Origin of the sequence: Acidiferrimicrobium sp. IK (assembly GCF_025499425.1) — a bacterium.
Lineage (GTDB): Bacteria > Actinomycetota > Acidimicrobiia > Acidimicrobiales > Palsa-688 > Acidiferrimicrobium.
This window is the reverse complement of sequence record NZ_JAIMCB010000002.1, coordinates 159,558-180,115: the sequence shown is the minus strand read 5'-3', so window position 1 is coordinate 180,115 and position 20,558 is coordinate 159,558. Positions and strand designations below refer to the sequence as shown.

Sequence of the window (20,558 nt, the reverse complement as noted above, 5' to 3'; positions counted from 1 at the left end):
CCGCCCCCCGACCCCCCGGAGGTCCAGTTGGTCGATCCCCCCGCCCCCGCCCCGGACCGCCGGTGGGCGATCCTCGCGGTGGTCGCCACCGCCCAGCTGATGGTCGTCCTCGACGCCACCATCGTCAACATCGCCCTGCCGTCCGCCCAGAAGGCCCTCCACTTCGCCAACGCCGACCGGCAGTGGATCGTCACCGCCTACGCCCTCGCCTTCGGCAGCCTGCTCCTCGTCGGCGGGCGAATCGGTGATCTCTTCGGTCGCAAGTGGGCGTTCATCATCGGCCTGGCCGGTTTCGCTGGGGCGTCCGCGGTCGGCGGCGCCGCGGTGTCGTTCCCGATGCTCGTCACCGCCCGGGCGGCTCAGGGCGTCTTCGGCGCGGTGCTGGCGCCGGCCGCCCTCTCCACGCTGACCACGACGTTCACCAACCCGGCGGAGCGAGGCAAGGCCTTCGGTGTGTTCGGCGCGGTCGCCGGCGGCGGCGGCGCGGTCGGACTGGTCCTCGGCGGGGTGCTGACCGAGACCTTGTCGTGGCGGTGGTGCCTCTACGTCAACCTGTTCTTCGCGGTCGGAGCGGGCATCGGCGCGTTCGTCTTGCTGCGCAACGCCGCACCGGAGCACCGCCCGACCCTCGACGTTCCGGGCACCCTCCTGGCGTCGGGCGGCCTGTTCTGCGTGGTGTACGGCTTCTCCCACGCCGAGACCGCAGGATGGCTGAACGGCCTCACCCTGGGCGTGCTCGCCGCCGCGGTGGTCCTGCTCGCGGCGTTCGTCGCGTCCCAGACCAAGGTCGCCCACCCGCTGCTCCCGCTGCGCATCGTCGGAAGCCGGCTGCGGGGCGGTGCCTACCTCTCCGTCGGCATGTCCGCCATCGCCATCTTCGGGGTGTTCCTGTTCTTGACCTTCTACCTGCAGGCCATCCGGGGTTACAGCCCGATCATGAACGGCCTGGCGTTCCTGCCCCTCACCGCGGCGATCGTCACCGCGTCGACCACCTCCAACGTCGTCTTGTACCCGAGGTTCGGGGCCCGGCCGATGGTGACCGCCGGGATGATCTGCGGGTTCGTCGGGATGGGAGCCCTCAGCCGGCTGAGCCTCCACAGCACCTACGTCGCCGGGATCCTCCCGTGGCTGATCGTCCTCGGTCTCGGGTTCGGGCTGATCTTCGCCCCTGCGATCAACGGGGCCACCGCCGGCGTGGCGGCGACCGACGCGGGAGTGGCGTCGGCCATGGTCAACACCATGCAGCAAGTCGGCGGGTCGGTCGGCACGGCGCTGTTGTCGACGCTGGCCGCCGGCGCCACCACCCGCTACATCAGCGCCCACCGCGGGCCTGCCGCGGCGGCGCTCGGCGGTATCCACGGCTACGACGTGGCGTTCCTCTGCTCGTCGGGGATCTTCCTCGCCGGCGCCGTGATCTGCGGGCTGCTGCTCCCCTCCGGGCGCACCCCGGCCGCCGTCGGCGCGCCGGCGCTGGCATGACCCCCTCCGGAGCAGCACCGCTGGCTGGGATCACCGTGGTCGAAGCGGCCACGTTCTTGAGCGGTCCCCTCGCCGCGCAGGCGCTGGCGGACCTCGGCGCCCAGGTCGTCAAGGTCGAGCCGCCCGGCGGGGACGCCTTCCGGCGTTTCGGGCGCACCGTAGAGGGACTGTCGGTGATGTGGGTCGCCGCCAACCGCTCGAAGGCCGCCGCGGTCGTCGACCTCGCCACCGCCGAAGGACGAGCCGAGATGGACCGGCTGCTCGACACCGCGGACGTGCTGATCACCAACTGGCGTCCCGGCGTGGCCGAGCGGCTGGGCCTCGACGCCGACCGGGTGCGCGGCCGCTGGCCGCGGCTGGTGTGGTGCCGGATCAGCGGGTTCGGCCAAGACGGTCCCAAGGCGCTGGAACCAGCCTTCGACGGCGTGGTGCAAGCCGCGTCGGGCACCATGCCGACCCAGGGGTTCTCGCCGGCGGGGGGCGGCGCCCCGCAGATGGTGCGGGCCTTCCAGGTCGACAAGCTGACCGCGGCGTACGCCGCGCAAGCGACCCTGGCCGCGCTGCTCGCCCGAGCGACGAGCGGAGCCGGGGCGGTGGTCGACGTTGCGATGCTCGACGCGGCCGCCTACTTCAACTTCACCGACAGCATGATCGAGCGGGCGCTGCCCGCCGACGACGGCCACGGCGACGGGATCAACCGTCAGCTGGCCACCGTCCAGGCGGTGCCGACCGCGGACGGGTGGATCATGGTGTCGCCGGCGCGAGCCCGCCAGATGCGCGCCGCGGTGGAAGCGGCCGGTCACCCGGAGTGGACCGACGAGCTGCGCCGAGCCGGGGACCCCGACTCGCTCACCGCCAGGTTCTTCGAGCTGCTCGCCACCGTCACCCCGCAGCGCACGACGGCCGAATGGCTCGAGGTGCTACGCGCCGCGGACGTCCCCGCCGCGGAGGTCCTCGACGCGGACGGCCACCTGAGCGACCCGCAGGTCGTTCACAACGGCGTCTACCAACTCGCCGACCACCCGACGATCGGCCGGCACCGCTGGGTCCGCTACCCGGCCCGGTTTTCCTAGAACCGGCTGCGGGCGCCGCTGCGCCGGCCGATGCCGGTGCGGCGGCTGATCAGCAGCAAGCCGATCGTGATGATCAGCCCGGCAATCCAGCCCGCGCCCACACCGAAAAGGCCGTAGAAGATCAACCCGGCCACGAACTGGCCGGCGATGCCGAGACCGATCGTCGCCGGCACGGACATCGGGTCGGGGCCGGGGACGAGAAGGCGGGCCAGGGCACCGAGAATGGCACCGACGACGATCCATCCGATCAGGCTGGCGATCACTTGCTTGCTCCTCGCGACAGGCGACAGCCGGGATGGCGGTCAAGCCCTGCGCTCCATTGTTCCCGGCCGGCAGCCCCACCACACCGAAGAAGTTCCTGAGAGGCGCCGGCCGCGGCCGCCGTCGCGGCGGCGGTCAACCAGAGGAGCCTCCCGGGCGTTGAGTGCAGGTGCGGGTTCCTCCAGGCCGATCGACGGCCGCCCGGGCGACCGGGTGGCCTCGCCGGTCTGCCCGATGGGCCCGCGGCGCTCTCAGCCGGCTCGGCCCGGCGCGGCGGCGGACAGCCGGGCCGCCTGGGCGGCGCGGATAGGGCCGGTCTGCCCGAACACCAGCAAGAACATGGCCTCCCGCAGCAGCCGCTGCGCGTGGCTGGTGCGTTCCACCGACCGCCCGCCGCCGGCGACGACCAGCGCGGTCGCCGCCCGCAGCGCCAGCAGCGACGCCTCGACCCGAGCCGCGACGACGCCCTCCGGGCCGCTCGGTTCGACCAGACCGCGGCGGGCCTCGTCCACCGCGGCGAGCAGCGGCTCGGACTCGAGGAGCCGGGCGCAGCGCCCGGCCACGCCGACGGCCAGGAAGCCGTTGGTGGCCAGCCCGGCGCCGTCGCGTGCCCGCCAGTCCGCGTAGGGCTCGCGGGCCACGATCCGCTCGGTCGGCACCTGGTGGCGCTCCAAGCGGAGCACGACCGTCGAGGAGCTGTCGACCGCCGCCAGGCGCACCGGCTCGGCGAGGAGCGTCGGGGCGGTGCGGGCGTCGAGGAGGGCCCACACCAGCTCGTCGCCCTCTCTGGCCCCCACGTAGACAGTGTCGATCAGCCCCCACCCGGTGACCCACGGAGCCGTCCCGTCGAGGATGACGAAGCCGGGCCGGCCGGTGGAGGACGCCCGCATGGCCGGCGGCCCCGGGCGGCGCAACGCGGCGTAGGCGATCCCGCTTCGCACCTCGCCGGCGCACATCGCCTCGAGCCACTGGAGGCGCAGAGCCGGGCGGGCCGCGGCGACGGCGCGCAGCGCGGAGTGGTGCTGGATCCACACGAACGCAGTCGCCAGGCTGGCCCCGCCGAGCGCCTCGATGACTCTCCCTGCGGCCTCGAGATCCATATCCGAGCCGCCCGCGTCGGTCGGCCCGACGATCCCGTACAGCCCGGCGGCAGCCAGCTGATCGAGGACGGCCCGGGGCACCGCCGGCGCCTGGTCGATCTCCAAAGCGGCCGGCCACAGCACCTCTTCAGCCAGTCTCTCGGCGTCGCCGACCACCGCCAGGCGACCGGCCGCAGCGCCTTTTGGGTACGCACCGTCGGGCGAGTTCATGCCGGACGGTATCGCCGGGCCCGGCGTTCACGACCCTCCCGCCGCGAGCCGGCCGGCGGCGTCCTCCTCCGTTACGTCGCGTCCGGCCGCCGCGGCGTCACCGGCGAACTCCGCTCCCTGGCCACCGGCGGCGTCACCCACGTCCGGACCGGATCGACCCGGTCGGTCCTCGTTTCCCTCGGCGTCGCGATCGGGGGGTGTCTCATCACGGATGGGCATGCTGTCGGGCTACCCAACCCGGGCGGCGCTCACCGCCGACGCAGCCGCCGCCAGGAGATGTGCGGGGGCAGCCCGAGATGCAACAGTGCACTCCGCAGGGTGACCGCGGTCACTACGACTCCACGTCGGGAGGCAGGGTGCAGGACATGCAGGAAGACCAGCGGGAGGTGTCGCTGGGGGAGGAGCTCGACAGGCTGGCGGCGGAGGAACCCGGCCGTCCCGCCGTCATCGCCGGCGAGCAGGTGCTCACCCGAGGCGAGCTGGCCAGGCGATCCAACCGCCTGGCCCGGGCCTTCGCGCACGCCGGCGTCACCCAGGGCTCGATGGTGACCATCGGCCTGCCCAACGGGGCCGCGTTCTACGAGGCGGTGGTCGCGGCGTGGAAGCTGGGGGCGGTCCCGCAGCCGGTGTCGTACCGGCTGCCGCCAGCCGAGCTGGCCGCGCTGATCGACATCGCAGACCCGGCGCTGGTCGTCGGCTTGGACCCCGGCCAGGCGAGGCCGTGGTGGCCGGCGGGGCAGGAGCCCGACGCCGGCATCGACGACGGGCCGCTCCCGCCGGCGATCCCGCCGTCGTGGAAGGCGCCGACATCGGGCGGCAGCACCGGGCGGCCCAAGCTCATCGTGTCGACCGCTGCGGGCACCGTCGACAAGGTGGTGGTCAGCGCACCAGCGCTCCGGCTCGAGCGGGACGACACGTTCCTCTGCACCGGGCCGCTGTACCACAACGGCCCGTTCATGTACTCGCTGCTGGCGCTGCTTCTCGGCGGGACGGTGGTGGTCATGGGCCGCTTCGACGCGTCCGCCAGCTTGGAGCTGGTCGAGCGCCACCGGGTGACCTACATGTACCTGGTGCCGACGATGATGTCGCGCATCTTGCGCCTGCCGGAGGCGGAGCGCCTCGGGCGGGACATGTCATCCCTGCGGGTCGCCTACCACCTGGCCGCTCCGTGCCCACCCCACGTCAAGCAGGCGTGGATCGACTGGCTCGGCCCGGAGCGGATCTGGGAGCTTTACGCCGGCACCGAGGCCCAGTCTGCGACGGTCATCTCCGGCACCGAATGGCTGGCCCACCCCGGCTCGGTCGGCCGCCCGGTGTTCGGCGAGATGCGCATCTGCGACGTCACCGGGACCCCGCTGCCGCCCGGCGAGGTCGGCGACGTTTGGATGCGCACCGCCAGCGGCAAACCCAGCTACCGCTATGTCGGGGCGAGCGCCACGGAGCACGACGGATGGGAGACGCTCGGCGACGTCGGTTGGATGGACGAGGACGGCTACCTCTACCTCGCCGACCGGCGCAGCGACATGATCCTCGTCGGGGGCGCCAACGTGTACCCCGCCGAGATCGAGGCCGCCCTGCTCGAGCACCCGTCGGTCACCTCCGCCTGCGTCATCGGCCTACCCGACGACGACTACGGCAACGTCGTGCACGCCATCCTCGAACTGTCCGAACCGGTCAGCGACGAGGACCTGCGGGCCCATCTGGCCGTCAGCGTCGCCCCCTACAAGATCCCCCGCACCTTCGAGCGCTCAGACGTGCCGCTGCGCGACGACGCCGGCAAGGTGCGCCGGGGCGCGCTGCGAGCCGAGCGGCTGCCCGCCACCTAGCCTTCCCGGGTGGTCCACGGTCGGGAGTTCGAGGCGCTGGCAGCTCACACCGGGCCGGCGTACCTGCGCTACTCGTTCACGAAGGGCACCGCCCAGGAGGTCGAGTGGCTCACCGGCGCCCTCGGCCTCCACCGCGGGACGCGGGTGCTCGACGTCGGCTGCGGCCCCGGCCGCCACTCCCTGGCGCTTCGCGAGCGCGGCATTGAGACGGTCGGGCTGGACATCTCCCTGGCGTTCCTGCGCGCCGGGGGCCCCGGCCCGTGGGTCCGCTCCGACGCCAGATCACTCCCTTTCCCCACCTCCAGCTTCGACGCGGTCGTCTGCTTGTGCCAGGGCGGCTTCGGGCTGCTCGGCGGCCACGGCGAGGCCACGGCGCTCTCCGAGATGGCCCGGGTGCTGGCACCCGGCGGCCTGCTCGGGCTGTCAGCGTTCTCCGCGTACTTCGCCGTGCGGTACCTGGAGGAAGGCGACACCTTCGACGCCGACACCGGCGTCAACCACGAGGCGGCCACGGTGCGGGACCCCTCCGGACGCGAGGCGGCCTTCGACTTGTGGACCACCTGCTTCACCCCCCGGGAGCTGCGGCTGATGGCCGCCGACGCCGGCCTGCGGGTACGGGAACTGTGGTCGGTCGCCCCCGGCTCCTACGCGGCCAGGGCCCCCGACGTCGAGCACCCCGAGTGGCTGATGATCGCGGAAAAGTCCGCCTGACACCTGCGGTAGCCTTGTTCGGGCGCAACCAGCGCCCACCGTCCGGAAAGCAAAGGCTCCCTACTCCATATGTCCGATACCACCACCGCACCTGCCCTCTCCCCTGAGGACGATCCGTCCGTCACCGGGATGGGCAGCTTCGACGAGGCCGGCGAGTACACGCCCCGCGCCATCGTCGCCGACGACCTCGCCGGCATGTCCCTCGAAGATGCCATCGCCGGCACTATCGTCAACTTCGACGACGGCGACATCGTCTCCGGCACCGTCGTCAAGGTGGACAAGGACGAGGTCCTGCTCGACATCGGCTTCAAGTCCGAGGGAGTGATCCCCTCCCGCGAGCTGTCGATCCGCCACGACGTCGACCCGAGCGAGATCGTCTCCCTCGGCGACCACATCGAGGCGCTGGTCCTCCAGAAGGAGGACAAGGAGGGGCGGCTGATCCTCTCCAAGAAGCGGGCCCAGTACGAGCGGGCGTGGGGCACCATCGAGGAGATCAAGGGCCGCGACGGAGTCGTCTCCGGTCCGGTCATCGAGGTCGTCAAGGGCGGCTTGATCCTCGACATCGGCCTGCGCGGCTTCCTGCCCGCGTCGCTGGTCGAACTGCGCCGGGTCCGGGACCTGCAGCCCTACGTCGGGCGCATCCTCGAGGCCAAGATCATCGAGCTGGACAAGAACCGCAACAACGTGGTCCTGTCCCGGAGGGCATGGCTGGAGGAGACGCAGAAGGAGCAGCGCGACGAGTTCCTCGCCAACCTGAAGCCCGGCGAGGTCCGCCACGGTGTGGTGTCGTCGGTGGTCAACTTCGGTGCGTTCGTCGACCTGGGCGGCATGGACGGACTCATCCACGTCTCGGAGCTGTCCTGGAAGCACGTCGACCATCCCTCCTCGGTCGTCGCCGTCGGCGACGAGGTCGAGGTCCGGGTCCTCGACGTCGACTTGTCCCGCGAGCGGATCAGCCTGTCGCTCAAGGCCACCCAGCAGGACCCGTGGCAGGAGTTCGCGGACGCCCACCGCGTCGGCGAGCTGGTGTACGGCCGGGTCACCAAGCTGGTCCCCTTCGGTGCGTTCGTCCAGGTGGGCGAAGGGATCGAGGGCCTGGTCCACATCTCGGAGATGGCCGCCCACCACGTCGACCTGCCCGAGCAGGTGGTCACCCCTGGCGAAGAGCTGTGGGTCAAGATCATCGACATCGACCTGCAGCGCCGGCGGATCAGCCTGTCGATCAAGCAGGCCGCGGAAGGCGGCGAGGTGGCCGCCGAGTACCGCGAGGCCTTCGGCGAGCACGCCTACGACGAGCAGGGCAACTACGTGGGCCCGGCCTTCGAGTTCGAGCCCGAGTCCGAGGCCCAGGCCGCGTGGGCCGAGTACCTCGAGCAGACCGGCAACGCCGAGGAGGCCGCCGCTGCGCCCGTCTCCGACGGGCCGGCGTGGACCTCCGAGGCCCCGGCGGACGACACGCCGGCGGAGACGCCCGAGTCGTAACCCGGACGCCGCCCGAGCGCGGCGCTTCGGACCACATCGCTGTTCGATCACCGCCGGCCGGCGCCCTTCGGGGACCGGCCGGCGGTGGCGCGCGCCGGGGGGTTTCGCGGGGCCGAGGTTCTGAGGGTTCTCGGCTCCCAAGGGTTCGAGGGCTCGCGACGAGCTAGGGGTCGCGACGAGCCGGGACCACGGGTCTAGGCGGCGCGGGTGGCTCGCGGCGGCGCGAGTGGCGGATCGTGGCTCGTGGCGGGGGCGGGTCGCACCCGCTGGCGGAGCCCTTCACCCGGGCGGCGCCGGCGGCGCCGACACCGGCCTCAGCCGCCGGCCTGGCGGGCCCGGTAGGCCGCCACGTTCATCCGGTTGGTACACGACGTGGAGCAGTACCGACGGGACCGGTTCTTGGACAGGTCCACGAGCACGCCGGCACAGTCGGTGGCCTCGCACACCTGCAGCCGGCTGAGCTCCCCCTGGCGCACGACGTCGACGAAGGCCATCGCCGCCTCGACGGCCATGCGGTCCACCAGCGGGGCGCCCTCGGGCGTCGCGTGGAGGTGGAACGGCCAGCCGTCGTGGGCCACCAACTGCGGGAGGGCGTTGGCCGCCCGAAGCATGGCGTTGACCTCCGAGGCCACTCCGGCCTCGTCGAGCGTCCAGATCCGCCGCAGGCGGGGGCGCAGGGCCCGGACCTCGTCCAGCTCCCGCTGGTCGCCCCGGCGGACACCCGTCCAGCGCCACTCATCGAGCCAGCGGCCTAACGCGGCGACATCCTCCAGCTGGTCGCCGCCGGGCTGGTCGGTGTTCACCAGGGCCGCCGCCGACTGCAGGGCCTGCTCCGTGTCATGAGCGAAAAGCAAATTGACTCCTGTCGGCGGCCCCTCTACGGTGACCGGTCATGGCCGTAGGGTACCGACAGTCATTACGGTCCGGGGGGCGGCCGTCCCGCAGCCCTCGCGGCCCGGCCAGCAGGGAGGGACTCGGCCTGGCGGTCCTCTCGGCGGCGATGTTCGGGACGTCGGGATCATTCGCGACCAGCCTGCTGCGGGCCGGCTGGACCCCCGCGGCGGCGGTCACCGTCCGTCTTCTCGTGGCCACGGTGGTCCTGACCGTCCCGGCATCGCTGCAGCTTCGCAGGTACCGGGGACCGTGGCGCCAAGGTGCCCGCACCGTGGTCCTCTACGGCCTGGTACCGATCGCCGGCTGCCAGCTGTGCTACTTCCAGGCGGTGCAGCACCTGTCGGTCGCGATCGCCCTACTCCTCGAGTACTCCGGCACCATCCTGGTCATCGGCTGGCAGTGGGCCCGTCACCGGCAGGCCCCGGGGGCCCTCACCACCGCAGGCGCCGTGGTCGCGGTGGTGGGTCTGGTGCTGGTGCTCGACCTCGCCGGCAAGCAGCACGTCGACCCGATCGGGGTCCTCTGGGGGTTCGGCGCGGCCGTCGGCCTGGCGGTCTACTTCGTGATCTCCGCCTCGCAGGACGAGGCGCTGCCCCCGCTCGCGGTCGCATGGGGTGGCCTCGGGGTCGGCGGCGCGGCGATGCTGATCGCCGGCGCGACCGGCGCCATGCCCTTCGTTGCGCCGCGGGCGGCCGTCGTCTTGGCCCACAGCCGGGTCAGCTGGGTGGTTCCGGTCCTCGGTCTGGCCGTGGTGGCCGCCGCCCTGGCGTATGTCACTGGTATCGCCGCGGCGCGGGCCCTCGGGCCTCGGGTGGCGTCGTTTGTCGGGCTGGCGGAGGTGGTGTGCGCGGTGGTCTACGCCTGGGTGCTCCTCGACCAGCGCCTGAGCGTCACCCAGGTCTGTGGCGGCGCGCTGGTGGTCGCGGGCATCGCGCTGGTGCGAGCAGACCGCGTCGGGCTGCCTGTCGCGCCCGGCGAGGACGGCGACTTGGAGGTAGCTAGCGCAGCCGCGTTGCCCGCCGGGTAGCAGCCGGGGGACGGCGTAGCATCGGGGCGGGAGGTCGGCGGTGGCCAAGCGGCGAGAGCTGCCACTCGAGATCGAGGTGCCGGAGTGGGCCGCTGCCCAACCGCCGGATCCGGGACCCCGCCGGCCGCCCACGCGCCGGCGCTGGGCGCTCGTGGCCATTGTGGTCGTGGCGGTTGTGGTGTGGGTGGTGTTCCCGCTGCGCTCCGCCCGGGCAACCGACGACCTTCGCTCGCTGTCGCGCTCGTGGTCCACCGCGGCGGCGCTCGACGTCGAGCGGGCCACCCTCATGAGCCGGATAGGCGGTCTGTCGAAGGGCAGCGAACCCTGGACCAGGATCGACGCGGTGTATTCGGCGCTGGAGAAAGAGGAGGCGCGAACGCTGCTCGCCGTGCGCGCCCACCTGGCCGGGCGCGGTCGTTCACCGGTGCAGTGGAGGCCCTTCGCCACGCAATGAGCATCGCACTGGCCTCTGAAGCGGCCGACCTCCGTGCCGCGGCTGCAGCCCCAGCCGCCACGACCCCGACGCGCAGCGAGGCCACCATCACCCGGGTTACCCGAGCTGACGACCTGCTCACCGCTCGCCTCGCCGCCGCGTCGGTGAAGCGGGTTCAAGTCACCGACCCTCCGAGGCTGCACGCCGGCGACGAGCTCCTCGCGCTGCTTGCCCGCCAGAGCGACCGGCCCGTACCGATCTCGCTGCTCGAGTACACCGGGAGCGCCCTGGCGGCCGACGACCTGCAGACCGGGCGGTTCACCCGGTTGCCTCCCGCGCCTTTCGCCCCCTCGGCGATCATCGCCAGGGCAGGCTATGACGTGCTGACCGACGGGCGCGGCGTCGCCATCCTCCCCGACACGCCGGGGGCGACGATCGTCCCGGTGCCCGGCGCTGCCACGGCGACGGCCGCGACCCGACCCGACCGGTTCTGGGTCACCGACACCACCGGCGACATCACCGAGGTCGACGGATCCGGCCGGGCGGCGGGCGCACCGATCCGGCTTCCGAGCGGCTGGAACCTGGCGGGAGCGGTGCCGGCCGGGTTGGTGCTCACCGGTACTGACAGCGGCGGGGTGGAGATCGTCGACCCGAGCGCCACCAAGCTCCTCCGAGCGATCAGCACCGACCCTCGAGCGGCCGTCCTAGACGTGGCGGGCTCGACCGTCGCGTGGACAGTGGCGCAGCCGGGCGGGTTCGCCGGGCCGCTGTACCTGACCGACGCGGCGACCGGCCGCACCGTGAAGGGACAGCTGCCCCTGCTCGCTACCTACGGACCCGGTCAGCTCTCCCCTGACGGCCACCGCTTCGCCGGGTACTTCACCGAGGGCTCGGCCAAGACGCTCGGGCAGCTGTGCCTGGTCGACGTCGCGACCGGTTCCTACCGCAGCGAGCAGCTGGTCGGCACCCCGTCGGCGGTGACATGGTCACCAGGAGGGCGGTGGCTGGTGGCGGTGACCGCCGAAGGCGGCGGCGACGCACTCGACACGGCGACCGGATCATCGACCGCCCTTCGCTTCTCGGTGCAGTCCGGGCCGTTCGCGGTGCTGCCCTGAGGCCGATCGACGATCACTCCGGCGGCCACGACAGGCTCCGGGGCCGGCGGCGGTGCAAAGCCCGCCGCCCCGGTGCGCTCCAGGCGCTCAGCGCCAACACGACCGCCACTGTCCCTACCAGCAGCAGGCCGCCGACGACCTGCGATCCGTACCCGACACCGGTAGAGGTCGCCGCCGGGCCGGCCCACCATGCCAGCAGGAACGGCAGGGGAGCGGCCGCGCTCAGCAGGACCGCCCGCCGCAACTTGTGCCCGGCCCGATACAAGGCGCACGACACGCAGGTGCAGTCGCCGCCCGGTGGAGGGGTGACCCGGACGCCGAGGCGCACCACCACGGGAACCGGCGGAGGGCGGTCGGGCGCCACGCCACCCGAGGGTAATCCCGAGGTGGCTCGACCAACCTGGTCGGGGATCTTCGCCCGTTAGACGTTGGAGCGGAACGTCCCACTAAACAAGCCCATCGTCGGCATGGGCGCCACCCCCGAAGGCCGGGGCAACTGGCTCGTCGCCTCAGGCAGCGGCATCTTCTCCTTCGGTGGCGCCGGCTGCGACGGGTCGGCCGCCAACTCGCCCACCGCACCATCTGTCCGTGGACGCTACGGGCCCAGGTCGGTCGTGCTCCTGCGGTCACCGCATTCGACCGGTCCGTGGGCATGACCTCCACCACCCCCGGCCACGGCATTGGTGCTGACCACGACCACCGCGTCCGATCAGGTCGCACTGCTCGCTCATGTCGGGGAACCGAACAACGTGCTGACCGGGGACAACATCCAGCAGGTACGTCGCCAACCTGATGGAAAACGTGATCCGGCCAGCCCTCCACGCCAGCAGCCGGTCCACCTGGCCGACAGCAGCCCGCACCCGTGCCTGCCCCAGCTCGTTCTCGGCCGGGTCGATCGCCGCAGCCGTGTGCGACGCCTTGTGCGGGTCAATGCCGATCATCACGCTGGCCATGCCGTCTCCTTGATCGCTGTCAATAGGAACCGCGGCGGGCATGTTTGATTTCAGAACGAACGGCTCGCGCCTCTCTTGAGCCTCACCACGGGCGAGACCCGAGAGGCTGGCGCCTCGTGCGGAAGCCAGGCTCAAAACCAGTCGGCAGACGGCTGGAGAGCTGACCCGTCAGGATCTCTCGACCGTGGAACCAAGCCCTACCGTCGTGGTGGATAGCCAATCAGACGGCTCGGGGCGCGGTCGTCCGCCCAGAACGTGGTGGCGGAGCGAGCTGTCGGGTCACTCAACTGGAGGGTGGGCGCTGCGCGTGAGTGGCCCCGCGGTACTTACGCGACCAGCAGTCGGCTACCTAAATTCGGAATGGTAGCGTGGGGGGCTGCGGAACAGTAGGGTGAACGACTGCGCAATGGTAGCGTGACCACATGCGGATCGGTAGCGTGATGTGGTGACCTCTTACCGGACGCGGGTGCTCGACGCCGAGCTCGATGCTCTGCTGCCAGAGTTGCCTGCCGTCTCGATCGAGGGGCCGAGAGGTGTCGGCAAGACGGCAACCGCGCTTCAGCGGGCCGTGCAGGTGCTGCGGTTGGATGACCCGGCGCAGGCGGAGCTGCTCGCCGCCGACCCGCGCCGGCTCGGAGAAGGTCCGTATCCGATCCTGATCGACCAGTGGCAGCGGCTGCCGGTCGCGTGGGACCTGGTCCGGCGGGCCGTCGACGGCGACCCGGCCGGTGGCCGGTACCTGCTCGCCGGGTCGGCCGCGCCGAGGACGGCTCCGACGCACTCAGGGGCCGGGCGGATCGTCACCTTGCGGATGCGCCCGTTGACCCTGGCCGAGCGCGGCGTCTGCACGCCGACGGTGTCGCTGACCCGGCTGCTCGAGAGCGGAGTCGTCCCCGATCTGGTGGCCGGCCGCTGCGAGCTGGAACTGCGGGACTACACGGCCGAGATCGTCAGTGGCGGCTTCCCCGGACTGCGCGGCGGCTCCGACCGAGCGGTCCGAGCGGCGCTCGACGGGTACCTGCAGCGCATCGTCGATGTGGACCTGCCCGAAGCCGGCACGGCGCTGCGCCGCCCTGAGACGCTGCGCCGCTGGTTCGCCGCCTACGCCGCCGCAACCTCGACGACCGCCTCCTACGAAGCCATCCGCGACGCCGCGACCGCCGGCGAAGGCGACAAGCCAGCCAAGACAACGACCGGCCCGTACCGTGACGCCCTGGAGCGGCTGTTCGTGCTGGAGCCACTCAATGCCTGGGCCCCCACGTTCAACCACCTGAACCGGCTCTCCTCCTCGCCCAAGCACCACCTGGCCGATCCGGCCCTCGCCGCCCGGCTGCTCGGGATGGACGCAGGCGCGCTGCTGCGCGGCGAGGGCAACCAGATCGTGGAGCGCGACGGCGCCCTCCTAGGCGCGCTGTTCGAGTCGCTGGCGACCCTGGTCGTTCGTGTCTGCGCCCAGGCCGCCGAGGCACGCGTGCTCCACTTTCGCTCCTGGCGAGGCGAGCACGAGGTCGACCTCATCGTGGAGCGCAGCGACCACCGCGTGTTCGGCCTGGAGGTCAAGCTCAGCGGGCACGTCGACGACCGCGACATCCGGCACCTGGTCTGGCTACGCGACCAGCTCGGTGACGACTTCCTAGGCGGTGCCGTGCTCACCCCCGGCACCCATGCCTACTGCCGTCCCGACGGCATCGCAGTCATCCCTGTCGGACTGCTCGGCCCCTGACCGGCACTGCCCCCTTGGTCGCCGATCGCCAACATTCCGAACGCCCGCTCAGAATCGCCGCCCCCACCCGCGCATGGGGCGATCCGATCGGGTCCTCTCTGTGTCAGGTACTTCTTGAGGCGAGCGCCGCGGGCCGGGAGCGGCGAGCTCGGCGGGGCTGGACTGGGTCGTAGCGTGGAGTGGGGCCCGGGAGTGGCTTCGCCGAAGAGCCGGTGTTCGGGGTGAGGGCCGGTCGCGCTGGCTGCTGTGTCGTTCCCCGCTTGTCCTCCCGGGCCCGCTCGGCCGCGGACCGCCGTTGGGCGTCGGCGCGTAGCTGGCGGTAGACGGCGTCGATGATGCGACGCTTGAGCGCTCGGATTGCGTCTTTGGGGGTCTTGCCCTCGGCCAGCTTGCGCTCGTAGTAGGTGCGGCCCTCGGTGCCGGGGTGGCGGATCTGGGAGATCGCCGCGATGTGGAGGGCGTGGTTGAGCTGGCGGTTCCCCCGCCGCGAGACCCGGTGGATCTGGCGGCCGCCGGAGGAGACCTCGACCGGGGCGGTGCCGGTGTAGGCGGCGTAGTGGTCTCGGCTGGCGAAGCGGCCGATGTTGCCGCTGTAGGCGATGAGCATGGCGGCCACGACCGGCCCGACGCCGTAGAGCTGGGTGAGGGTCGTGCCCGACGCCTTGACCGCGGCGGCGATCCGCCGCTTGGAGGCCACCATCTGTTCGTCGAGGTGGCGGACATCCGCGATCAGTTCGGCCGCGAGCTCGGCCTTGGCCGCCTCCAACGCGTTGGCCGGCGCCACGTTCTCGAGGAGCTGTTCGGAGGTATCGGCGCTGATCTCGGTGGCGATCCCACCGGCGACCAGGTCGCACAGGACCGAGTGCAGCCGGCAGGCGGCCTTGTTCCGCAGCCGTCCCAGGTCGTTGTTGCGTTTCGCCCACACCCGCAGCACCCCGGCGTGTTCCTCGGCGGCGACTGCGGATTTCGGGATGGTCATAGAGCCAGCTGCGGGCCACGCCGAAGGCCTTGGCCACGGCGGTGAAGGTGATGCCCGCTCCCACGAGACCTGGCAGACCCTCGCCTCGGTGTTGCTGTCGGAGGGCGTCTCCGTCGCCGCTGCGGAGTACCTCGGTGACAGCCCGAGCGTCGTGCTCGGCACCTACGCCCACCTGATGCCGGCCGACCACGACCGGGCGCGAGCGGCCGTCGAGACCGCTTTCAGGGGGGCGCCGCTCAGAGCGCTGAGGACCGTGGCGCTGTCGGGGCGGGCCACCGAGCCTCTGACCAGGGACTTTGCAGCCGAGCGGGCCCGTCTCACACGTTGAAGCGGAACTCCACGACGTCGCCGTCGCGCATCACGTAGTCCTTGCCCTCGATCCGAGCCTTGCCGGCCGCCCGGACCGCCGCGACCGATCCAGCAGCCATCAGGTCGTCGTAGCTGACCACCTCGGCCTTGATGAACCCCCGCTGGAAGTCGGTGTGGATGACCCCAGCGGCGACGGGCGCGGTGTCGCCGATGTGGATCGTCCACGCCCGGGCCTCCTTCGGGCCGGCGGTCAGGTAGGTCTGAAGGCCGAGGGTGCGAAACCCGATGTGGACCAGCCGGGCCAGGCCGGGCTCCTCCAACCCGTAACCCTCGAGCATCTCCGCGGCGTCGTCGGCGCTCAGCGCCGCCAGCTCGGCCTCGATCTGGGCGCAGAGCATCACTGACTCCGCGGGCGCAACCAGCGCGGCCAGCTCGGCGCGGAGGTCCTCGTCGGCGATGTGGTCCTCGTCGACGTTGAACACGTACAGGAACGGCTTGGCGGTGAGAAGGTGCAGATCGTAGAGGGCGTCGCCGTCCACGTCGCCTGCGGCCACCGCGGCGGAGATCGTCCGGCCGCTGTCAAGGATGTCCCTGGCCTTGCTCACCGCGGCGAGGACCGGCCCGAGGTCGGGCTTCATGCGAGCCTCCCGAGTCAGCTTGCCCAGGCGGTTGTCGACGGTCTGGAGGTCGGCCAGGATCAGCTCGGTATTGATGGTGGCGATGTCCGCCTCGGGGGACACCTTGCCGTCGACGTGAATGACGTCGTCGTCCTCGAAGGCCCGCACCACCTGGCAGATGGCGTCGGTCTCGCGGATGGCGGCCAGGAACTTGTTGCCGAGACCCTCACCTTCCGACGCGCCCCGGACGATGCCGGCGATGTCCACGAACGTCACGTCCGCAGGCACGACCTTCTCGCTCTTGTACAGCTCGGCCAGCTTGCCGAGCCTCGGGTCGGGGACCCCGACCACCCCGACGTTGGGGTCGATTGTGGCGAAGGGGTAGTTGGCTGCTAGCACCTCGTTGTGGGTCAGGGCGTTGAACAGCGTCGATTTGCCGACGTTGGGCAGGCCGACGATGCCGATGGACAGACCCACGAGCGATTCCTCTCCAAGGGTGGTGCGGGGGACCTCCAGGGTAGGGGAGAGCCGGTGCCGGACGCCTAGCGCGGCTTGGACGGCTTGCGGCCGGGCTGCTGGGAGCGGGGGAGAGACCCCGGCCGGTACCCGGCGGGGTTCTTGCCGCTGCGCCGCTGCTGGTTGGCTGCGGCCCGGCGCAGGTCCCGGTTGAAGGCCTGTTCGCCGCTCTCGGCGCTCTGCTGGGCGAGCAGCGCCTCCTCCAGGCGCTTGGCCCGGTCGGCCTTGGGCACTCGGGCCAGGAACCGAGAGAGCTCCTGCATCTCAGGGGGCAGCCGGCGGCCCTTCTCCTTCGACTTGTCGATGTATTTGATCATGCGCTTCACGGTGCGCCGGCGGAGGAACGGGATCTTCATGGCCCGTTCGGAGATGCGCCGCCGGATGCCGCGCTTCTCCTTCTCCTCGCCCTTGTCCTCGTCGTTGGTCCTGGCCACGCCACCAGTATCGGCGATCTCGCCCGCTGACCGGAAGCTGGAGGCCGGAGTCGCCGCCCCGGCGGTCACGGGCGGCCGGAGATGCGGTCGGCGAGCACCGCCAGCGGAGACGACGCAGCCCGCTGCGGCGCCGCCGCCTCCGATCGGTCGGCCCTGCGGTAGAGCGAGTAGACGGCCCGCACGCCGGCCCACCGGAACGGCTCGGGTTCCCAGCGGCGGGGGCTACGCCCGATCCACGGGAGCCGGGTCCGTTCGCTGTCGGTGCCGGTCAGCAGCTCGGCGAGCGTCCGCCCGGCGAGGTGGGCGGTGGTCACCCCGTCACCGACGTAGCCCCCCGCCCAGGCCAAGCCGGTAGAGGGGTCGGCGGCCACCGTCGGGCACCAGTCGCGGGCCACGCCGAGCACCCCGCACCACCCGTGCGCGATCGCCGCTCCGGCCGTCGCCGGCCACAGCCGGTGCAAAGCGGTGGTGAGGGCGGCGATCGTCGCCTCGTGGGTCGCTCCCCCGCGGTCGGTGCGGGACCCGAAGCGGTAGGGCACGCCACGCCCCCCGATCGCGATGCGATCGTCCGCGGTGCGCTGCGCGTAGACGTAGGCGTGGGCTGCGTCGCGCACGGTCTCCGCGCCCTGCCAGCCGATGGCGTCCCAGACGGGCGCGTCGAGGGGCTCGGTGACGATCATCGACGAGTTCATCGGCAGGAGGTCGCGGCGGTGGCCGGGCAGGCCGGCGGTGAAGCCCTCGGTGGCCCGGACCACCCACCGGGCGCGGACGTCGCCCAGGGGGGTACGGGCGAGGCCCGGCCCGACGACCTCCACTGGGGTGTTCTCATGGAGGACGACGCCGTGCCGCTCGACGGCGTCAGCGAGGCCCCGGACCAGCTTGGCCGGCTGGATCCTGGCGCAGTGGCGGCTGAACAGCCCGCCTTGCGCCCCGGCCACCCGGACCCGGTCGTTCACCGCGTCGGGCGAAAGCTCTTCGATGTCGTCGGGGGAGGCACCCCAGTCTCGTTCCTCGGCTAGCTCGGCGCGCAGGCGGCCCAGGCCGGCGCCGGTGGTGGCCACCGCCAAGGAGCCGCCCACGGCGACATCGGCGTCCACCCCCTGCTCGCGGGTCCAGGCCACGACATCGCCGACCGCGGCGCGCAGTTGACGTTGAAGCGCCAGCACCCCGTCCCGCCCGCCCGCCCCTTTGGCCAACCTGTCGCGGCTACCGGGAAGGATCCCCGAGAGCCAACCGCCGTTGCGGCCACTGGCACCGAAACCGACGTGGGCGGCCTCGAGGACCACGATGCGCAGGCCGGGGTCGAGGCGGCTCAGATACCACGCGGTCCACAGACCGGTGTAGCCGGCACCGACGACGCATACATCGGCATCGGTAGGGCCTGGCAGCGCCGGTCGGGTGGCGCCGGCGCCGCCCAGCGCGGCGTGCCAGAAGCTGACCTCGCCGTTGACGGTCAGAGTCGGGTCCACGCCTCGCTGAGCACCCCGCGCAGGATCTGGCCGATCAGGTCGAAGTGCTCCTGATCGCAGATGAGAGGGGGCGCCAGCTGGATCACCGGATCGCCTCGGTCGTCGGCCCGGCAGATCAGGCCGGCGTCGAAAAGGGCCCCGGACAGGAAGCCTCGCAGCAGGTGCTCGGATTCTTCGTCGTTGAAGGACTCTTTGGTGCCCTTGTCCTTGACCAGCTCGATGCCGTAGAAGTAGCCCTCGCCGCGGACGTCGCCGACGATCGGCAGGTCCCGCAGGCCGTCGAGCACCGCCCGGAACGCCCCGGCCCGGCGGTCCGCCCCGCCGATAATGTCCTCCTTCTCGAACAGGTCCAAGTTGGCCAGCGCCACCGCGGTCGAAACCGGGTGGCCGCCGAAGGTGAAGCCGTGCGAAAACGACGCGTCGCCGGTGAGGAACGGCTCCATCAGGCGGTCGTCGATGAGGACCGCTCCGAGAGGCGAGTAGCCCGACGTCAGGCCCTTGGCGCAGGTGATCATGTCCGGCTGGTAGCCGAAACGCTCGGCGCCGAACCACGACCCGAGGCGCCCGAACGCGCAGATCACCTCGTCGGAGACCAGCAGCACGTCGTGGCGGTCACAGATCTCCCGTACCCGCTGGAAGTATCCCGGAGGCGGAGGGAAGCAGCCGCCGGCGTTTTGCACCGGCTCGAGGAACACCGCGGCGACGGTGTCGGCCCCTTCCATCTCGATGCGGCGCTCGATGTCATCGGCCGCCCACTGGCCGAAGCGCTCCAGGTCGTCGCCGTACTCGGGGGCCCGGTAGAAGTTGGTGTTGTGGACCTTGACCGCGCCAGGGACGAGGGGCTCGAACGGCTCCTTGATCGAAGGCAGCCCGGTGATCGACAGCGCCCCCATCGTCGTGCCGTGGTAGGCGATGTCCCGGGAGATCACCTTGTACTTGCCGGGTTTCCCAGTGGCGCGGAAGTACTGGCGGGCCAGCTTCCATGCCGTCTCCACCGCCTCCCCGCCGCCGGTGGTGAAAAAGACCCGGTTGAGGTCACCTGGCGCCAGCTGGGCGAGTCTCTCCGACAGCTCGATGGCGTTGGGGTGGGCGTAGCTCCAAAGCGGAAAGTACGCCAGCTGCGAAGCCTGCCGCGAGGCGGCCTCGGCCAGCTCGTGGCGGCCGTGACCGACCTGCACCACGAACAAGCCGGAGAGTCCGTCTAGGTAGCGGCGACCCCGCTGATCCCACACCCAAGGCCCCTCGCCGCGGACCATCACGGGGACCTCATGCTCCGCGTAGGAGCTCATGCGGGTGAAGTGCATCCACAGGTGCCGGCGGGCGGCCGCCTGCTGCGCCTGCTGTTCCGGCGTCTCGCCGGCCAAAGGCTGCGAGCCGTGCTCGGGTCCGATGGGATCGGTCTCGTTCATCGGGTTCCCCATTGGTAGCTCTCCTTCGCGACTTTCAAGTAGACGAACGTCTCGGTGCTGCGGACCCCAGGGATGGCCCGCACGTGGTCGACGACGCGCAGTAGGTGCTCGTCGTCTTCGCAGATCAGCTCGACGAGGCAGTCGAACTGGCCGGCGCAGACAACCACGTACTCGGCCTCGGCGACTCCGGTGATCTTCTCGGCCACTGCCTGCAGCTCGCCCTCGACCTTGATGCCGAGCATGGCCATGCGGTGGAACCCAACGGCGGCGGCGTCGGTGACCGCGGCGATCTGCACGATGCCCTCGTCGAGCAGCCGTTGGACCCGCTGGCGGGTGGCCGCCTCGGAAAGGCCGACGGCGCGGGCGATGGCCGCGTACGACCGGCGCCCGTCCTCCTGCAGCTGCTCGATGATGAGCTTGCTCAGCCGGTCGAGGCGACCACTGGCATCGCGGATCGGGCTCTCGCTGCCACCGCTGCTCATCATCTCCGGCAGTGTGACGGCAATCACCCCAATTGTCAAGGGAAACATTGCTGAAA

The 20,558-nt window shown here is 71.7% G+C and carries 22 protein-coding genes; 10 read left to right on the top strand and 12 right to left on the bottom strand.

Features of this window, described 5'->3' with window-relative positions; genetic code table 11:
* The first annotated feature begins 27 nt into the window (after positions 1-27).
* Together K6U06_RS04315 and K6U06_RS04310 are read left to right on the top strand one after the other, a co-directional pair.
* A complete protein-coding gene (locus tag K6U06_RS04315) occupies positions 28-1,479 on the top strand; it encodes an MFS transporter (protein WP_262320669.1) in 1,452 nt (483 codons plus the stop codon).
* Positions 1,476-2,552, top strand: coding sequence for a CaiB/BaiF CoA transferase family protein (locus tag K6U06_RS04310; protein ID WP_262320668.1), 1,077 nt, complete (start codon positions 1,476-1,478; stop codon positions 2,550-2,552). The genes K6U06_RS04315 and K6U06_RS04310 overlap by 4 nt, the downstream gene beginning before the upstream one ends.
* On the opposite strand, the gene K6U06_RS04305 is transcribed toward K6U06_RS04310, so the two are convergent.
* The 3 genes from K6U06_RS04305 to K6U06_RS04295 all read right to left on the bottom strand — a co-directional run bounded on the left by K6U06_RS04305 (position 2,549) and on the right by K6U06_RS04295 (position 4,342).
* Complete coding sequence (locus K6U06_RS04305; protein ID WP_262320667.1) at positions 2,549-2,815, bottom strand: GlsB/YeaQ/YmgE family stress response membrane protein; 267 nt, start codon at positions 2,813-2,815, stop codon at positions 2,549-2,551. The genes K6U06_RS04310 and K6U06_RS04305 overlap by 4 nt on opposite strands.
* Before the next feature lie 249 nt (positions 2,816-3,064).
* Entirely contained in the window at positions 3,065-4,123 is a 1,059-nt protein-coding gene (locus K6U06_RS04300) for an acyl-CoA dehydrogenase family protein (protein WP_262320666.1), read from the bottom strand.
* Between the two features lie 27 nt (positions 4,124-4,150).
* Entirely contained in the window at positions 4,151-4,342 is a 192-nt protein-coding gene (locus tag K6U06_RS04295) for a hypothetical protein (RefSeq protein WP_262320665.1), read from the bottom strand.
* A 146-nt stretch (positions 4,343-4,488) separates the two neighbouring features.
* On the opposite strand from K6U06_RS04295, the gene K6U06_RS04290 reads away from it, so the two are divergent.
* The 3 genes from K6U06_RS04290 to rpsA all read left to right on the top strand — a co-directional run bounded on the left by K6U06_RS04290 (position 4,489) and on the right by rpsA (position 8,142).
* Entirely contained in the window at positions 4,489-5,949 is a 1,461-nt protein-coding gene (locus K6U06_RS04290; RefSeq protein WP_262320664.1) for an AMP-binding protein, read from the top strand.
* Between the two features lie 9 nt (positions 5,950-5,958).
* Positions 5,959-6,660: a class I SAM-dependent methyltransferase gene (locus tag K6U06_RS04285; protein ID WP_262320663.1), complete on the top strand. Its 702-nt coding sequence runs from the start codon at positions 5,959-5,961 to the stop codon at positions 6,658-6,660.
* A gap of 69 nt (positions 6,661-6,729) precedes the next feature.
* Positions 6,730-8,142 carry a 30S ribosomal protein S1 gene (rpsA, locus tag K6U06_RS04280; RefSeq protein ID WP_262320662.1) on the top strand — a complete coding sequence of 471 codons (1,413 nt, stop codon included), beginning with the start codon at positions 6,730-6,732 and terminating at the stop codon, positions 8,140-8,142.
* 314 nt (positions 8,143-8,456) lie between these two features.
* Here the strand turns inward: rpsA and K6U06_RS04275 are convergent, their stop codons facing one another.
* The gene (locus tag K6U06_RS04275; protein ID WP_262320661.1) at positions 8,457-8,996 is read right to left on the bottom strand and encodes a CGNR zinc finger domain-containing protein; all 540 of its coding nucleotides are present in this window, start codon (positions 8,994-8,996) and stop codon (positions 8,457-8,459) included.
* Between the two features lie 38 nt (positions 8,997-9,034).
* On the opposite strand from K6U06_RS04275, the gene K6U06_RS04270 reads away from it, so the two are divergent.
* From K6U06_RS04270 to K6U06_RS04260, 3 genes are read left to right on the top strand one after another with little or no spacing between them, the layout of a single operon-like run.
* Complete coding sequence (locus K6U06_RS04270) at positions 9,035-10,063, top strand: EamA family transporter (protein WP_262320660.1); 1,029 nt, start codon at positions 9,035-9,037, stop codon at positions 10,061-10,063.
* 40 nt (positions 10,064-10,103) lie between these two features.
* Positions 10,104-10,517 carry a hypothetical protein gene (locus tag K6U06_RS04265; protein WP_262320659.1) on the top strand — a complete coding sequence of 138 codons (414 nt, stop codon included), beginning with the start codon at positions 10,104-10,106 and terminating at the stop codon, positions 10,515-10,517.
* Positions 10,514-11,611, top strand: a complete 1,098-nt coding sequence (locus tag K6U06_RS04260; protein ID WP_262320658.1) for a hypothetical protein — start codon at positions 10,514-10,516, stop codon at positions 11,609-11,611. The genes K6U06_RS04265 and K6U06_RS04260 overlap by 4 nt, the downstream gene beginning before the upstream one ends.
* A gap of 13 nt (positions 11,612-11,624) precedes the next feature.
* Here the strand turns inward: K6U06_RS04260 and K6U06_RS04255 are convergent, their stop codons facing one another.
* Both K6U06_RS04255 and K6U06_RS04250 read right to left on the bottom strand, forming a co-directional pair.
* The gene (locus K6U06_RS04255; RefSeq protein ID WP_262320657.1) at positions 11,625-11,975 is read right to left on the bottom strand and encodes a hypothetical protein; all 351 of its coding nucleotides are present in this window, start codon (positions 11,973-11,975) and stop codon (positions 11,625-11,627) included.
* A 262-nt stretch (positions 11,976-12,237) separates the two neighbouring features.
* Positions 12,238-12,564 (bottom strand): IS110 family transposase, encoded by a 327-nt coding sequence (locus K6U06_RS04250; protein ID WP_262320656.1) that lies wholly within the window; start codon positions 12,562-12,564, stop codon positions 12,238-12,240.
* 445 nt (positions 12,565-13,009) lie between these two features.
* On the opposite strand from K6U06_RS04250, the gene K6U06_RS04245 reads away from it, so the two are divergent.
* A complete protein-coding gene (locus K6U06_RS04245; RefSeq protein WP_262320655.1) occupies positions 13,010-14,287 on the top strand; it encodes an ATP-binding protein in 1,278 nt (425 codons plus the stop codon).
* A gap of 103 nt (positions 14,288-14,390) precedes the next feature.
* Here K6U06_RS04245 and K6U06_RS04240 read toward each other — a convergent pair whose 3' ends face one another.
* Positions 14,391-15,266 (bottom strand): transposase, encoded by an 876-nt coding sequence (locus K6U06_RS04240; RefSeq protein ID WP_262320654.1) that lies wholly within the window; start codon positions 15,264-15,266, stop codon positions 14,391-14,393.
* Between K6U06_RS04240 and K6U06_RS04235 the strand changes: the two genes are divergently transcribed.
* The gene (locus K6U06_RS04235; protein WP_262320653.1) at positions 15,259-15,594 is read left to right on the top strand and encodes a hypothetical protein; all 336 of its coding nucleotides are present in this window, start codon (positions 15,259-15,261) and stop codon (positions 15,592-15,594) included. The two genes, K6U06_RS04240 and K6U06_RS04235, sit on opposite strands and share 8 nt — an antisense overlap.
* Here K6U06_RS04235 and ychF read toward each other — a convergent pair.
* The 5 genes from ychF to K6U06_RS04210 form a co-directional block, all read right to left on the bottom strand.
* Positions 15,584-16,669 carry a redox-regulated ATPase YchF gene (ychF, locus tag K6U06_RS04230; RefSeq protein ID WP_262320652.1) on the bottom strand — a complete coding sequence of 362 codons (1,086 nt, stop codon included), beginning with the start codon at positions 16,667-16,669 and terminating at the stop codon, positions 15,584-15,586. The two genes, K6U06_RS04235 and ychF, sit on opposite strands and share 11 nt — an antisense overlap.
* Positions 16,670-16,734: 65 nt before the next feature.
* Entirely contained in the window at positions 16,735-17,142 is a 408-nt protein-coding gene (locus tag K6U06_RS04225; protein ID WP_262320651.1) for a hypothetical protein, read from the bottom strand.
* Between the two features lie 65 nt (positions 17,143-17,207).
* On the bottom strand, positions 17,208-18,611 hold the full coding sequence (locus tag K6U06_RS04220) for an NAD(P)/FAD-dependent oxidoreductase (protein ID WP_262320650.1): 1,404 nt from the start codon (positions 18,609-18,611) through the stop codon (positions 17,208-17,210).
* Positions 18,596-20,020, bottom strand: coding sequence for an aspartate aminotransferase family protein (locus K6U06_RS04215; RefSeq protein ID WP_262320649.1), 1,425 nt, complete (start codon positions 20,018-20,020; stop codon positions 18,596-18,598). Before K6U06_RS04215 ends, K6U06_RS04220 begins: the two co-directional genes overlap by 16 nt.
* Positions 20,017-20,502 carry an Lrp/AsnC family transcriptional regulator gene (locus tag K6U06_RS04210; RefSeq protein WP_410050986.1) on the bottom strand — a complete coding sequence of 162 codons (486 nt, stop codon included), beginning with the start codon at positions 20,500-20,502 and terminating at the stop codon, positions 20,017-20,019. Before K6U06_RS04210 ends, K6U06_RS04215 begins: the two co-directional genes overlap by 4 nt.
* Between the last annotated feature and the right edge of the window lie 56 nt (positions 20,503-20,558).

Coding starts and splice junctions, on each gene's coding strand:
- K6U06_RS04210 (WP_410050986.1), bottom strand. CDS start 20,502: ATGAGCAGCGGTGGCAGCGAGAGCCCGATCCGCGATGCCAGTGGTCGC.
- K6U06_RS04310 (WP_262320668.1), top strand. CDS start 1,476: ATGACCCCCTCCGGAGCAGCACCGCTGGCTGGGATCACCGTGGTCGAA.
- K6U06_RS04250 (WP_262320656.1), bottom strand. CDS start 12,564: ATGGCCAGCGTGATGATCGGCATTGACCCGCACAAGGCGTCGCACACG.
- K6U06_RS04235 (WP_262320653.1), top strand. CDS start 15,259: ATGGTCATAGAGCCAGCTGCGGGCCACGCCGAAGGCCTTGGCCACGGC.
- K6U06_RS04215 (WP_262320649.1), bottom strand. CDS start 20,020: ATGAACGAGACCGATCCCATCGGACCCGAGCACGGCTCGCAGCCTTTG.
- K6U06_RS04300 (WP_262320666.1), bottom strand. CDS start 4,123: ATGAACTCGCCCGACGGTGCGTACCCAAAAGGCGCTGCGGCCGGTCGC.
- K6U06_RS04240 (WP_262320654.1), bottom strand. CDS start 15,266: ATGACCATCCCGAAATCCGCAGTCGCCGCCGAGGAACACGCCGGGGTG.
- K6U06_RS04290 (WP_262320664.1), top strand. CDS start 4,489: ATGCAGGAAGACCAGCGGGAGGTGTCGCTGGGGGAGGAGCTCGACAGG.
- K6U06_RS04260 (WP_262320658.1), top strand. CDS start 10,514: ATGAGCATCGCACTGGCCTCTGAAGCGGCCGACCTCCGTGCCGCGGCT.
- rpsA (WP_262320662.1), top strand. CDS start 6,730: ATGTCCGATACCACCACCGCACCTGCCCTCTCCCCTGAGGACGATCCG.
- K6U06_RS04295 (WP_262320665.1), bottom strand. CDS start 4,342: ATGCCCATCCGTGATGAGACACCCCCCGATCGCGACGCCGAGGGAAAC.
- K6U06_RS04270 (WP_262320660.1), top strand. CDS start 9,035: ATGGCCGTAGGGTACCGACAGTCATTACGGTCCGGGGGGCGGCCGTCC.